Source organism: Phormidesmis priestleyi ULC007 (assembly GCF_001895925.1).
Lineage (GTDB): Bacteria > Cyanobacteriota > Cyanobacteriia > Leptolyngbyales > Leptolyngbyaceae > Phormidesmis_A > Phormidesmis_A priestleyi_A.
On record NZ_MPPI01000018.1, the window covers coordinates 20,533 to 34,876 of the forward strand.

At 50.0% G+C, this 14,344-nt stretch carries 8 protein-coding genes; 6 read left to right on the forward strand and 2 right to left on the reverse strand.

The annotated features are described in order from the left end of the window. Window positions 1-571: 571 nt before the first annotated feature. Window positions 572-1,771, reverse strand: coding sequence for a histidine kinase (locus BRW63_RS15760; RefSeq protein ID WP_073072628.1), 1,200 nt, complete (start codon window positions 1,769-1,771; stop codon window positions 572-574). Window positions 1,772-2,431: 660 nt separating this feature from the next. Between BRW63_RS15760 and BRW63_RS15765 the strand changes: the two genes are divergently transcribed. From BRW63_RS15765 to BRW63_RS15775, 3 genes are all read left to right on the forward strand, one after another. Beyond that, entirely contained in the window at window positions 2,432-3,619 is a 1,188-nt protein-coding gene (locus tag BRW63_RS15765) for a glycosyltransferase family 4 protein (RefSeq protein ID WP_073072629.1), read from the forward strand. A gap of 75 nt (window positions 3,620-3,694) precedes the next feature. Beyond that, window positions 3,695-6,262 (forward strand): sigma 54-interacting transcriptional regulator, encoded by a 2,568-nt coding sequence (locus BRW63_RS15770; RefSeq protein WP_244913211.1) that lies wholly within the window; start codon window positions 3,695-3,697, stop codon window positions 6,260-6,262. A gap of 246 nt (window positions 6,263-6,508) precedes the next feature. Continuing rightward, window positions 6,509-7,108, forward strand: coding sequence for a hypothetical protein (locus tag BRW63_RS15775; RefSeq protein ID WP_143162060.1), 600 nt, complete (start codon window positions 6,509-6,511; stop codon window positions 7,106-7,108). 361 nt (window positions 7,109-7,469) lie between these two features. On the opposite strand, the gene BRW63_RS15780 is transcribed toward BRW63_RS15775, so the two are convergent. After that, window positions 7,470-10,175, reverse strand: coding sequence for a CHAT domain-containing protein (locus BRW63_RS15780; RefSeq protein WP_083582983.1), 2,706 nt, complete (start codon window positions 10,173-10,175; stop codon window positions 7,470-7,472). An 889-nt stretch (window positions 10,176-11,064) separates the two neighbouring features. Here BRW63_RS15780 and BRW63_RS15785 point away from each other — a divergent pair. The 3 genes from BRW63_RS15785 to BRW63_RS15795 all read left to right on the forward strand — a co-directional run bounded on the left by BRW63_RS15785 (window position 11,065) and on the right by BRW63_RS15795 (window position 14,344). Further along, window positions 11,065-13,221: a hypothetical protein gene (locus BRW63_RS15785; protein WP_073072635.1), complete on the forward strand. Its 2,157-nt coding sequence runs from the start codon at window positions 11,065-11,067 to the stop codon at window positions 13,219-13,221. A 161-nt stretch (window positions 13,222-13,382) separates the two neighbouring features. Next, on the forward strand, window positions 13,383-13,982 hold the full coding sequence (gene sodB / locus BRW63_RS15790) for a superoxide dismutase [Fe] (RefSeq protein ID WP_073072637.1): 600 nt from the start codon (window positions 13,383-13,385) through the stop codon (window positions 13,980-13,982). 155 nt (window positions 13,983-14,137) lie between these two features. Continuing rightward, on the forward strand, window positions 14,138-14,344 hold the full coding sequence (locus BRW63_RS15795) for a hypothetical protein (RefSeq protein ID WP_073072638.1): 207 nt from the start codon (window positions 14,138-14,140) through the stop codon (window positions 14,342-14,344).

Here is a 14,344-nt window from a genome sequence, read left to right on the forward strand (position 1 = left end):
CTTATTTCTAATCTTAAGAGGTAAAAACATTAATGCGGTTTTGGTATTATTAAAAACCTAGCTAACTCCGTGATTAAGTTATTTCCGAAGCTAATTATTCTCAGGCCGAGAAGAAGGTTGTCCTAGTTAAAGTTCTATTTAAGCAGTCAGTACTGATTGAATATATGTGATTTATTTAACTTTGATCTACTCGCTTTATTTCTTGAATAATCAAAATTTAGCTTCGTCACACTGATATTTACCCCGATCAGGACTGTAAATTCAATTAATTCTCTATATATATAAATTATTTCATCGCTCATCAAACCTACGATAAATTGTATTGAGCTGACAACCTAGAAACTACATTAGAGACGATCGAAGTAATCACCTTGCGTGGGCCACTAAATATAGAATTTCAGTAAAACCACTGAAGAACATTCACTGTTAGATGAATTTTCTAAAAAGATTTGCGGCTCTTTATGTAGTTTTGATGTTGATGCTTAAAATCAGCCTGAACAATTCCCAAACCAATCGAATTGATGATGAGTTCATAATCCATCAAACTGCGATCGAGTGCCTTGACAGTGGGTTATCGCTGCGATCGATAAACAGGCAGCGTAAAGTGAAAGCAACTGCCCTGATTGGGGACAGAATCAACCCAAATCTGCCCATAGTGGGCCCGAACGATGCGTTGACAGAGCGATAACCCAATCCCGTAGCCCTCTTGAGCTTGATCTCGCTGAAGGCGGAAATGATCTTCAAAAATCCGTTCCCGATTTTCTTCGGGCACACCTGGCCCGTCGTCACAAATGCTGATCTGCACTTTTTGAGCCGTGCGGTGCAGCATCGAGATGTGAATGGTGCCCTCGATCGGCGTATATTTCGCGGCATTGTCGAGGATATTCGTCAAAACCTGGCGCACTCGCTCTTCGTCAGCGTAGACGATGGGCAGATCGGTCGGAATGTCTGCATCCACTTTCTGCGACTTGGCATGGAAGCGCTCTTCTAAATTCTCTAAAACCGTTTGACAAAGGGCACCGAGTTCTAGCTTTTGCGGCAAAATTTGAAGTTCAGCACTGGTGCCTCTAGCGGCTTGTAAAATGTCAGTGATCATGCGATCTATGGTGCGAATCTGCGATCGCCCGTGCTTCAACAACTGAGCAGTCAGCGCCGGGGTGAGACGATAGCCCTGCCCCTCTTGAGCCTTATGACCCATTTCTAGCGTTTCGATGGCGATCGACGCTGCCGTTAGCGGATTTCGCAAATCGTGAGCCAGCATTGAAATAATCTGATCTTTAAACTGAAGCTGCGCCTGAAGATCTTCTTTTTCTTTTTTGAGGTTAAAGATTTGATCGGCTAGCTGCAACAATTCAGAAGAATGCGCGATCGAGGAAATCTTTGGAGGCTGATCTGAAACAGGAGATTCGGTTTCTTCGAGCACAGAGCCTTCTAACTCAGCCCGGTTTTCTAAAAAGTCTGCAACCGAGGCTTGCCAGCGTGACCAACAATTTTTGAGTTGAGCAACCAGATTCGTTCCCGTCAAGGTCTGTCGAGGGTCGGGATGAATTTTAATTAGGGCAGGAGTCGCCACCAAGCGAAAATGCTCGGCTAAATGAGGCTGTTCGCCAACATCAATCACCTGAAGCTCAAACGGATAGTCGGCTCTAAGATCGGTCAAAAAGCGGCGAATCTGCTGGATTTGCTCTTTTGCCTTGGGTCGCTGATCGACAAACAGCAAGATCTGTAAGGGCACTTCAGCGTTTGTTAACTTTTGGGGAGGTGCCTGCATCGTCAATGAGTTGCTACAGACGGGGCTAGTTGACTATCAGGACAGGTTAACTGGGCTTGACTGAGCTGAAACATCGCACGATTGCAGTTCTCTCTAAGAGACTACAACGCTATACTGACGACTTTAGGTAGGAATGCTAAGGATCAAGCTAGGATTTAGTATCCAAAACAGATCGAGCCGTTTACCTGGGACATCTATAGATTATCGCGTTCTGGCAAGGTCTGTGAGCAGGTTTACCAAGTTTCTTTGACGCACTCCCCAGCCCTCAAGGGACGGAAATTCTGGGTTCAAGCAGCGATCGCAGGCAAGCCCGTCTTACATCACCTCGCCCACTGGACAACGCCCTGCCCAGTTTTTGAACAAGTACAACTCAAAAAATGAACCGTATGTTCAACCGATTCGTACAAAGTTTTACCCAGATCGCGATTCAGATCTGGAACGCTATACCTTGCTGTCATGGTTCAGAGGTGTACCGAGATTTGACTCTTCGCGTACAAGTTCAATCGTACCACTGGTTGTATCCCTGTTCCTGAACTCTGCCGCCTAACCTCGGCGCGGGAACCCCTTTTACATCCCCATGCGTGAACAACAGGGGCTTTAAGGGTTCCCGAACCCTCCATTCCGGTAAAGTGAAAATAAGAATCGTCGAGACTGAGGCTGATGAAGATTTTGGTATTGACCTGGGAGTTTCCACCGCGGATTGTGGGCGGCATTGCCCGTCATGTAGCAGAGCTATACCCAGAGTTGGTCAAGCGGGGGCATGAAATTCATCTGATCACGGTGCAGTTTGGTCAGGCTCCTCACTATGAAGTGGTCGATGGCGTAGCAGTGCATCGGGTCAGTGTAGACGAGAGCCAAAACTTCTTGCACTGGGTCGCCAACATGAACGACAGCATGGGTCGGCATGGCGGCAAGCTGATTCGCGAGGAAAGCGCGTTTGAGATCATTCATGCTCACGACTGGTTGGTGGACGATGCCGCGATCGCGCTCAAGCATCTGTTCAAAATTCCGATCGTGGCGACGATCCACGCGACTGAGGGCGGTCGAAATAACGGCGTTCACACAGAGGCGCAGCGCTATGTCAATGAGAAGGAGCAGCGATTGGCATACGAGGCATGGCGCGTGATTGTCTGCACAGACTTTATGCGGCGAGAAGTCGAGCGATCGCTATACACGCCCTGGAACAAAATCGATGTGGTTTATAACGGCATTCGGGCTGAAAAAAAGCAGCGTCACCCAGGGTTTGACTTGCAAGCCTTTCGGCGGCGGTTTGCGGGAGATGACGAGAAAATTGTCTATTACGTGGGGCGAATGACCTACGAAAAGGGCATCTCTGTAATGCTCAGTGCCGCGCCAAAAGTGCTGCAAGCAATGGGAACTCAGGTGAAGTTTATCTTTATTGGCGGGGGCAACACCGATTATCTCAAGGGGCAAGCCTGGAATTTAGGCATTTGGCAAAAGTGCTATTTCACTGGGTTTATGCCCGACGAAGATCTCGATCGATTTCAGACGATCGCCAACTGCGCCGTGTTTCCAAGTCTCTATGAACCGTTCGGCATTGTGGCGTTAGAAAGTTTTGCGGCACGGGTGCCTGTGGTCGTGTCAGATGCGGGTGGCTTGCCTGAAGTCGTTCGTCATGGCAAAACAGGGGTCGTGACCTGGACGAACAATTCAGACTCTCTCGCCTGGGGCATTATTGAGGTGCTGAAGAACCCTGATTATGCCCAGTGGCTGGTCGAAAATGCCTACAAAGATTTAGCCGTTCGGTTTAACTGGGCAAAGTTGGCACAGCAAACCGAGGCGGTGTATGGGCGAGTGCTGCATGAACGATCGCAGGTCGAGTGGTAACTTTCTAAATTGGCTGACGCGAGACGTAAAGATTGATCTTCTGGGCGAGTGTTGGCTCTGCGATCGTGATAATCAGTGAGTGTCGAACCACGATCGCACAACCTAAAAAGCGCAATGGATCAAGCAGAGAAGATCACTTGGTTAAAGCAAAATACAGTGCTGGAGTCGCTCTCAGACGAGACAGTAGGCGCGATCGCGGCGGCAATTCAAGAAGAATCGGTGCAAGAAAATCGACGATTGGTGCTAGAAGACACGATTCCTCCGGCGGTCTACATTTTGCAGGCGGGGCGGGTTGAGAGCTATCGCACGAGTCAGACCGGGGTTGCCACAGCGACCAGTTTGCTGCCCGGTGCGATCGTCTATCTCAAAGAGCTACTCATTAACGCTGCTGCTGAAGACACCACCATTACCCTCAGTGATTGTGTGGTGTGGGAGATTCCACGTGCAGAATTTCTGGCGCTCACTCAGCAATATCCAGAGATTTCGCAGACGTTTTCTCGCTCTCTGGCAACCGAGTTAGAACTGGTATCGGCTCAACTCGCCTTTGAACGAGAGCGGCAGAGCGCGTTGCGCCCCTATGTTGTGCCCAAGGTCAGACGCGGCATTGTCGGCACCAGTCGCTATGCGGTGAGAATTCGGCAAGAGATTAAAAAAGCGTCTGGCGATCGCCAATCAGTGCTGATCTTTGGCGAACCTGGATTAGAAAAAGACAATACGGCGGCACTGATTCATTTTGGGTCGGACGATCGTAAAGAACCGATGATTCAGGTGAACTGCAACACCCTGCAACCGAATGGCTCAGAGCTATTCGGGCGAGGCAACAAACTAGGACTGTTAGATTGGATCGGACGCGGCACGATTTTGCTCAATAACTTAGAGGCGATTCCCGTTGAGTTAGAAGAAAAATTGGCTCAACTGTTGGCAACTGGCGAGTTTACGCCCATAGATCGGGAGGGCACAACCCCAACTCCGCGACCGTGTGAAGCTCGGATCATGATGACTTCTGAGAAAATTCTGCCCCGATTAGAGCGCGGAAAACTGGTCGGACACACGATTAAAATTCCGCCGTTAAGAGTTCGCAAGGCAGATATTCAGGCTCAAATTGAATATTATCTCAGCTTGCTGTGCCGCTCTAGAGGCATTCCCAAGCCCAAAATCACGCCAGAAGCGCTGCGCCGTCTGCAAGGCTATGACTTTCCGGGCAACGCGATCGAGTTGCAAAGCCTGATTGCCCGCGCTCTCACCCAATCAGACGGAGCCGCAGAGCTGACGGAAGAAGTGTTTTGGTCAGCGAGTCTCAAAAATCGGCGGTTTCGGATCAATTTGCTCAATGCTTATCCCAAACTGCGGCAGTTTCTTCGCAGCCCCTGGTATCCCGATCGCCTAAATTATGGTTTCACGTTGGGATTTTTTGCCGTCGTCGTAGCGGTGCTGATGTGGGGCCCCCAAACCCGCGATCGTAACGTGGCGCTCAATTTCTTTTGGGCGTGGTGGTGGATGCTGATGTTAGCGGCCTTTCCATTTGTGGGGCGGCTGTGGTGTGCGGTTTGTCCGTTTATGATTTATGGCGAACTGGCCCAAAAATTTTCGTTGTGGATCTATCCCCGAAAGCTTCAGCCCTGGCCCCGTCAAGAAGCCGAAAAGTGGGGCGGCTGGTTTATTTTTGGGATGTTCGCCCTAATTTTGCTCTGGGAAGAACTGTGGAATCTAGAAAATGTGGCTTATCTGTCGGGCTGTCTGCTGCTGCTGATTACGGCGGGGGCGGTGATTTTTTCGCTGCTGTTTGAGCGCCGATTTTGGTGCCGTTATTTGTGCCCGATCGGAGGCATGAATGGCTTGTTTGCCAAGCTGTCGATGGTCGAACTGCGCGCCCAGCAAGGAATTTGTTCGGCTAGCTGCACAACTTATCAATGCTATAAAGGCGGGCCTCAAAAGGGCGAAGGTCTAGAGACGGGTGGCTGTCCGGTTTATTCTCACCCGGCTCAACTTCAAGACAACAAAGATTGCGTCCTCTGCATGACCTGTCTCAAAGCCTGTCCCCATCGATCGGTCGAACTCAATTTTCGACCTCCCGGCATCGAACTCTGGACGACCCACAAACCCAGCTATGCCGAGATTTCCCTCCTATTTTTGCTGTTTGGTGCGGTGTTTCTGCATCGACTGCCTGAAATCGAACAACAGTTTGGACTAAATTTACAGCTCGATAACTCTGGCATTCACGCTGGAGTGTCGGTTTTGGCGCTGTTGATTCCCTCTGCGATCGCGCTTGTCGCCCATGCCTTGATTCGGCTATTTAATGCCAAGCCACGTCCTTTTCTAGAACTGGCTTATGGTTATTTACCGATCGTCTTAGGCAGCAGTCTTGCTCACTATTTAAGATTAGGCTTAACCGAAGCAGGACGAGTTATTCCAGTGACGATCGCCACGTTTGGCGCAGATACTCAAAATCTTTCTTTACCCATTGCTGTTGCTGATCCTGCCGTGATCGCGTTCCTTCAGGGCGTAGCATTCATTTTCTCATTTTGGCTGAGTGTTTTTCTGACTCAAAAAATTGCCCGTCAGCCGATTTGGAATTTATTGCCGCAGCATGTTGCAATGGCAGCGATCGGGTCTATGCTATGGGTGATCACGGTGGGTTGGTAATACTAATCTTAACAATGTAGTTATTACTACACCCGTGCATCACTCGATAGGGTTATTCCTTCGTCAGACAGGTTTTTTATCGCAATAAATCGTCCATTATTAGCCAAGCGAGAAATTATTCAGTAGAATTTGAACTCATTGGACTAAACGAGTCTCCTAGAAAGCGTCATGGGGAAAACAAGCGGAAAAGGGAATAAGCGGAAAACACTCTTTGCAAAGGGTGCTGTTCGTCGTTCTGAAGAAAAGATGTCTGGAGCGCGTGCTGAGATCAGCGTCGATCGGCAGCGTCTACTCAATCAACTGGTGGCATTTGTTCAGCGCTATCCCGTTCTGGTGTGGAGCGGAGTGTGGGTCTTGCTGGTGCTGATGATCTGGCTCGGTGTGACGGGGTTGCTGCACGTTGATACGGTCGAGGTCGAACCGCCTCAGCCCGGAATTGTGACAGACGCACCTCAAATTCCTCAGCTAAAACCGCGACTTCAAGCAAAACCTGCCTCTTCGTTTGGGTTGCTTGCCGCGATCGCTGTCAGTTGTGGCGTGACTTCTCTACTTCTTGCCAAGCAATTTACGTCTGCTAAACCCCAACGCGGACTCGTGATCAAACGCCAAAAAGCCTTTGCTGACAATGCCGAGATAGCAACGCATCAGCCGCCTCAAGAAGTCGAGTCTAAGCTGGCAAAACAGCCCCCTGCCGATGCGGTGTTTCGACGAGCGACTCCGGTTAAATCCCAGCCCACCGTAACGGTGTTGCCAGCCGAAGAAAACCATCCCTTAGATTGGGGCGACGCAAGCTTGGCAGACAGAATGGATATTCGCAAGCAAAAATCGCTCTCTAACTACCTCTAGGATCGTGGATTAACGTCAGTTCGATGAGTTCTTTCGCTGCGTTCTCCAGCGCTTCAGCCCCCTAAATCCCCCATTCTGGGGGACTTCAAGCCAAAATTTCCGGTTCAAAGTCCCCCCAATTTTGGGGGATTTAGGGGGCTTCCCAAATTTATCATCGGAGTGAACCACTTCTATCGAACTCACGTTGGATTAAATAACCTGTAAAACTCGTCAGCGGCTTCTGCTCTCCTCACGAAGTGGGGCGAAGCCCTCGCCAACCCTTCTCCTTGGGGAGAAGGGAGTTAGATTCTCTAGTTCCCTCTCCCTGGGGAGAGGGCTAGGGTGAGGGCGAATTTTCACCTTAATAAGCCACGTTCCATAGTCAAGATTTCACAGCCAATAGAGCCTTCCAGTCAGCGATCGCTTCTTCGCTCCAGAGCCAGTCTTTAGCTAAAGCATCGGGTTGAAACTGGATAGGAGCCTGTCTGAGTACCTGATCGCGCAGCTTAACCGCCTCACCTTTGAACCGAGCCTGTCGATCGGCAGGCTGACCCGGTGCAGATTTTATTGCCACCAGTGCCAAGCCTGAATAGGCAACCAAAGCCTGTTGAGAGGGGGTTTTAATGTCTCCCTGTCTAGACTTTTGCTGCTCTTTGTCCAGCGCGATCGCTTGAATCCAAGCATCACTGGCGCGCTTAAGATTGCCCTCACGGTAGTAAGCAAAGCCCAAAGCCGTGTAGTAGCCTGGGTCAGGCTTCCTAACCGCAGTTTCCCAAAAGCGACGGGCATCAACTGCGCTGTAGTTGATGTTGCGGGTCTTCATAAACTGCCAAGCCAACCGACCTCGCAAAAAACTGGTCGCAGGCACATCTTTCTCTGCCGGGAGCGTCTGTAAGGCAGATCCCGCCGCAGGCAAAGCGCCCCGATCGAGCAGTTCCTCTACCGCTTCCTGCCCGGCTTTTAAGTTGCCCTGGCTAAAATTGGTTGTAGCAGTTCCAGTCAGGCTATTGGTGTCAGCTTTAGCAGGATTTGTAGACGTTTGACTAGTAGACGGCTGATCGAGACTAGGAATTCGGCGTAGAAGGTCATCTGGGCTAGAGCTAGGTGACGAGCTAAACTTAGAAACTCCCCAAATGCCCAGTACTACTGCCGATGCGATGCCAACCCCTGCGATCGCCGATTTCCAAGGCAGACGCAACTTTCGCTTTGTGGGCATCTGCCCATAAATACGCTCAAAGGGAACAGTGTTTAACCCAAAGGGTGCGGGTTGAGACGGTTGGATCATAGGAGCAGGAGCCTGTTGCGCGATCGCCGACTGACTGCCTAAAGTCTCAAGGTCTGACTGTGAAGATAAATCTGAATTAGGTAGATTGTGAGTCTTGTATAGACGTTGCAGATTTTGCTGAACGTGCTCGTAGTGGGGTTCTAGCCGCAACGCTAATTGGTAGGCAGCGATCGCTTGAGGAATTTGATCCCCATAGGCTTCGAGAGCAATTCCCAATTTGCTGTAGGCTTCGGCCGACGGGCTGAGTTGAATTGCATCCCCATAAACCCCGATCGCGCCTGCTACATTCCCCTGAGCAAACAGCATATCGCCCAAGGTGATATAGTCTTCAGCCCCGTTGAGCTGTAGCTCGATCGGGTTAGGCTCTTGTTCAGCCTGCTCCTCAAATAGAGCCTGATCTCCAGAGGTCTCTCCAAAAGGATTCGCAGTCTCTCCAGAAAGCTGTTTAAACAAATCCAGAACGGCATCTCGATCGGCTTCATCTGGCTCCTCATAATGATCTATCTCGTCTGAATCGAGCGGAGCAGTCACCCTTAAAGGCATGGATGCCGATGGAACGGCGGGGCGATTCTCGATCGGGCGTTCTTCAAACCGAGTCTGAGCGGAATCAGGGTCAAGCGGAGGCTGCAAATAGCCATCAAAGTCAGGATGCAGATACAGAATCGGCAATGCCCAATACAACTGATTTGAGCCGTAGGAAGACAGTAGCCCTTGTCTTGCCCGACTTAAACTGAGGTCGATCGACGATCGCTGCCGCAAGTTGCGATAAAACAGACGACTCAAGGTCAGCGCCACATCGTCTGGAATGCGCTCTGCCATTGCCAACACAGCCGGAACACCTCGTCTCAGCAGTGCGTCTGCCAGGTTGCCATTTTCGGCTTCGCTCGTCGGGTCAGACGTAGCCGTGTAAACGCCTCGACAAGAGTTAAAAACTGCCATGCGGATGCCGTTGTTAACTAACAGACCCGCTAAATCGTCACCGCTCAAAACTTCAGTTAACCCCGTCTTATCGCTGACCAGATATAAATCGCCGCCCGACTCGCCCAGATTGCTGTGCCCTGCATAGTGCAAAACTTGATAGCAGCCTTGCTCTAGGGCTTGGGTGAGCTGCTCCCTGCCGGGCTGGTCAAGAATGGTGAGTTCGATCGCGGGCAAAGGCGCATTGCCCGATCGGGTCGCTTGCTCTCGCTGAAGTTCTTCATTCAGGTGATTGGCTTCTTGTCGGAGCGCCAAAACTTCTTGATCGGTAGGAGCCGCCAGCACCATGAGAATTTTGAGCGGTTGATTTTTCTCTAGAGTTGGCAGAGGTTGAGACTGCAACACCGTCGCCATTGGCGCAAACGCAGACTGATAGCGCGAGAAAATCACGTCAGTTCCGGTGGCGAGGGGGCGACCTCCCGCATTCAGCACTTCCCACGGCAGGCGAGGCAAACGATCGCCCCGCAGACCTAGCCGCAGCCGCAGATCTTCGCGTCGGTTTTGGGCAACCCCTTGGGCAGTCACCCAGCTATCGCGAATGGTGCCTTGAAATAGAGCGTTGTAGAGAGTTTGCCCTAATGTCAACAGGCTATGAGAAAGGGAAGATTCTGCCGGATCGCCACTCGTCGATCGCCCCGGAAAATGCCCACGCAGCAGCCCCAGTAAAGGATCGTGCATGAGTTGACCCGCTTGTGCCAGCCATTCATCGACGTTCCAAGTGACTAGCTCCTCGGCTAATGGCACCCCTGGCGACACCCGTTCTGTGCGAATCCAATACTCGTCTTCTCTGACCGGAGTCACAGAAATATAGAATTCCTGAGTCACAACTACTCTCCAAGAAGACCTAATCTATTAGCAATACCCAAATTTAACGATCGACTTTCCATATTCCTCATAACCACTGATAAAAGCGGCAGATCAGGCAAAATCTTTGAAATTCGGACCTTTTGAAGAATTTTTCAAAACTTCCTGTTTCCAGGATTACAAATTTTTGACCCTTCTTGCACACAATCTATAGCAATCCTGAATGATTTGTGGGATGGGCATCCTGCCAGTACAGGATAGAAGCCTTCCACAAAGCACAAAGGGCTTTATGCATGAATACTCTCGACGAAAAGTCGTTACCGAAAGTTCATTCAACTGGCGCATTTATTTCCGGGAAGCTGCGAAAACTCTGGAATTAGGAGTTGGTAGATGCACCCTGATTAAAATCCTCAGTCCATGCCTAGTGGATTGGGGATTCTTTTTATCTGGGGATGCGGTGACGCGGTGTCCGACTTTCCTAAAACCGCCCAAAAGCAGCCCTCACCCTAGCCCTCTCCCGCAGGTGAGGGAACCAGAGATCGGTTGAAAGTCCTTCACCCAGCGCTCCTGCCGTGTATACATAAGTCCTTTCGCTTCGTTGTGAGCGGCTTCTGCCCCCTAAATCCCCCCTTCTGGGGGACTTTGAAACTGAAAGTCTGGGGTCAAAGTCCCCCAGAAGGGGGGATTTAGGGGGCGACCTCCAGCAATCCGAACTTGAAGCAATTAGTGTATACACAAGCTCCTGCGGGAGAGGGATTTGGGGTGAGGGTTCTTAGTTGCATATCGCACGAGCTATCTCCCTTTGAGTGATATCTATCGCTGGGCAGAGTTATTAATCGTCTAAGCAACTGAAAATGTGTGCGGTTCTGCTGTGGTTTGGACACGATCGCCCCTTTCAGACCGATAAAAAATGCGCCCTTTCTCCCGATCGCTGAAGAATGTTGACCACCAATCGCTCTCACAAATCGGTTTGTTCACGGGTCTGCTGGTAATCACGATCGCGCTAGTCATCTTATATGTTTCAAGTGAGAAAACCTTTTATTGGTGGGATTACACCACTTATCAACGGCTGCTTGACGAAACGGAATCTGCCTTTCGCACTTCACCTCTTCGAGCGCTGATTAGCACTTGGCGATCGGCTGGAAGTGATTATGGCAAATACCCGACCCTATTGCTCTTGCCGTTGCGATTTGCGTTTGGAGAGTCTCGCTTAGTCTATATTCTCAGTGTGTCACTCGTCTATTTTGTGCCGTTTACTTTGACGTTGGCAGCGATCGCGACTCAACTCATCCCAACCGCTCAACCCAATCACGTTCGCTGGACAACAGTGTTAGTCACGATCGCCACTCCGATCGCTTGGGCACCGACTCTGCGCGGCTATGTTGATATCGGAGCCGCGTTGCTGATGGCGCTTGCAGTCTATGTTTATTTGCAAGATGTGAGGCTCAAATCTCGCAGGCAGAGTGTCGCGATCGGAGTTTTGTTGGGGTGTGCGCCTTTGTTTCGTCGTCACTATGCCTATGCCGTGATCGCATTTTTAGTCGCGTTGGGTTTGCAAGCGCTAATTGATGCGGCTTCTCAATGGCGGCAATCTCCTCGGCAGGCAGGTCGAGAGTTGATCAATCGGGGATTACACATTGGGCTGATTGTGGTCGTCAGTTTGGCAACGATCGTCCTGTTCGGCAGGCACTTTATTCTACGAATTCTGCACAACGACTTCAGCAGTTTATATACGTCTTACGAGGTTTCGCTCGGTCAAGGCTTGCAATATTATGGCATCTCATTTGGCTGGGTTGCCTGTCTGATCGCGGCTTTGGGCTATGCGATCGGGCTTAAAACTCGCATCTTATCCAGTTCTGCCGTTCGCTTTATCGTCTCGTTTTACGGGATGCTGTTTTTGCTGTGGGTGATCAAGGTGAAAACCATTGGCGTTCATTACACCACTCATTTCACACCCTTGATTATTCTCGGTTTGGTTGCCTTTGGCTGGACGATTTGGTTGACGCTGAAAAAAAATCGACGGCTCGCTTTAGGAATTTTTGTCGCCTATCTAGCCATTAATCTGATCATCGGACTGGCTCCGGTGAGTGGACTCGATCGCACGTTTCTGCGTCCCACTCGGTTCGGGATGAGCGTCCTTCCGGATAACACAGGCACTCCGTTAAGCGAGTTGTTTGCCGCTAACAATGCCCCGTTGCGGCGAACAGATTACAACGAAGTCGTGCGGTTAAATCGCTATCTGGTCAGCCTGACTCCTAATCACGAACCTATCTATATTGGCGGCTCTTCTGCTTTGTTTAACGGGAGTATAATCACTAGCACAGACCAAACTCTGCATCACAAACAGGTGCTAAATTTGCTGCCAGTCGAAGATGTTGACTCGCGAGATCGCTATCCGATCGATCAATTATTACAAGCAGAATACGTCGTCGTCGCAGAGCCATTTCAATATAACTTGCGCCCAGCCGAGCAAGATGTAGTCAAAGTAATCAACGAAATCTTTGCAACCCATTGGCAAATTGCTCAAGATTTTAAGCGGCTTCCTGAAGTGTTTCGGTTGACAAATGGGATCACAGTCAACATTTATAAAAGGCAGCGATCGACTTCTTTATCAACCGCTATTAACACCTTTGAAGCCATGCGGAACTTTGTCGGCTCATCGCGCCCTGGCGGTCAATTTGATTGGGTTGCGACCACCAGAACGTCAGGCTATTCACTTTGGGAACAAGCGGATGTTCTCAATCTGGCGACCAATTCAGACGCGAGCCAGTCCACTTCTTTTCTATACATCAATCCGCTTCCTAAGACGAGAGCAAAACTCACCGCAAAGATTCAGCCCAACGATCGCCCCTGCCGCCATCTAGTCACCCGTTTGGATGCCATCGATCGTCAGTCTCGCATTCTCAACACGGTTCAACAAGACCACGATCTAGCCCAACCGATCGAGCTTTCGCTGCTGATTCGCATCGAGGGCGCTGACTATTTGCTATTGACGATCGCTGAAAATTTGCAGAGCCACGATCGCTGCAAGCTCACGCTCAATTCGCTCAACATCATCCCAGACTAATCTAAAGTCATTACCTCTTCGTTTTGCGATAAAATTGAGTATGTAGTTATGTTTCTGCCGATCTCGTGAAGTAATCGGCGGCAGGAGACAAGCTTGTATAGAATGCGAATAGAAGTCTTTTCGCCAAAGCCTGAAACCAGACTAGAAGAGGATAGAACACAATGGCAGTTACACAGCCCCCTTTACCGTTTGCTAAAGACGCGCTTGAGCCATATGGCATGAAGGCAGAGACGTTTGATTATCACTACGGCAAGCATCACGCTGCCTATGTCACAAACCTCAACAACCTGATCAAAGATACTGAGCTTGACAGTAAGCCGTTAGAAGAAATCATCACCGCATCGTTTAAAGACCCGGCCAAGGTTGGGGTGTTTAACAACGCGGCTCAAGTTTGGAACCACACCTTCTTCTGGAACTGCCTGAAAGCGGGTGGCGGTGGCGCTCCGACGGGTGAAGTTGCTGAACGAATCAACAAAGACTTCGGCAGCTATGACAAGTTTAGAGAAGAGTTTAAGGCGGCCGCAACCACCCAGTTTGGTAGCGGTTGGGCCTGGCTCGTTGACGACGGTGGCACCCTCAAAGTCATCAAAACCCCCAATGCAGAAGACCCTCTCGCTTACGGGCAGAAAGCACTTCTCACCCTTGACGTGTGGGAACACGCCTACTACATTGACTTCAAAAATGCGCGCCCCGCGTTTATCGACAACTTCTTAGACAAGCTAGTCAACTGGGACTTTGTTGCCCATAACCTCGCTGCCTAGTCAGATTTAGTTGAAAGATAGGATAGTTAGACAGTCACGAAGCGATCGTGGCTGTTTTTTTGCAACTTGTGCTAGATAACACCCACAAATTCAACGAGTACGATATGGTAATTGTGTAAAAATTCTGATCCCAGGATCTTGAGTCCCTAGCCTATATGGACAGCAACAAACTCGCCCATTATATAGAAGCCACCAATGGCATCTCAAAACCCTGGCTATTAGCGCAACTGCGACTGATCAAATTAAAAGAGCGCCAATCGACCCTTTCACCCGAAGACTATGAAGCTGCGCTGGCAGATCTTCATCAAGACTTGATGAGTTTAGGCGAGTGGTGGGTTGGTCTTGAAGAGGAAGTATTTTAA

Excerpts from the sequence above, each read along its gene's own strand:
- BRW63_RS15760 (WP_073072628.1), bottom strand. The coding sequence starts at position 1,771 with ATGCAGGCACCTCCCCAAAAGTTAACAAACGCTGAAGTGCCCTTACAG.
- BRW63_RS15765 (WP_073072629.1), top strand. The coding sequence starts at position 2,432 with ATGAAGATTTTGGTATTGACCTGGGAGTTTCCACCGCGGATTGTGGGC.
- BRW63_RS15775 (WP_143162060.1), top strand. The coding sequence starts at position 6,509 with ATGTCTGGAGCGCGTGCTGAGATCAGCGTCGATCGGCAGCGTCTACTC.
- BRW63_RS15785 (WP_073072635.1), top strand. The coding sequence starts at position 11,065 with ATGCGCCCTTTCTCCCGATCGCTGAAGAATGTTGACCACCAATCGCTC.
- sodB (WP_073072637.1), top strand. The coding sequence starts at position 13,383 with ATGGCAGTTACACAGCCCCCTTTACCGTTTGCTAAAGACGCGCTTGAG.
- BRW63_RS15795 (WP_073072638.1), top strand. The coding sequence starts at position 14,138 with ATGGACAGCAACAAACTCGCCCATTATATAGAAGCCACCAATGGCATC.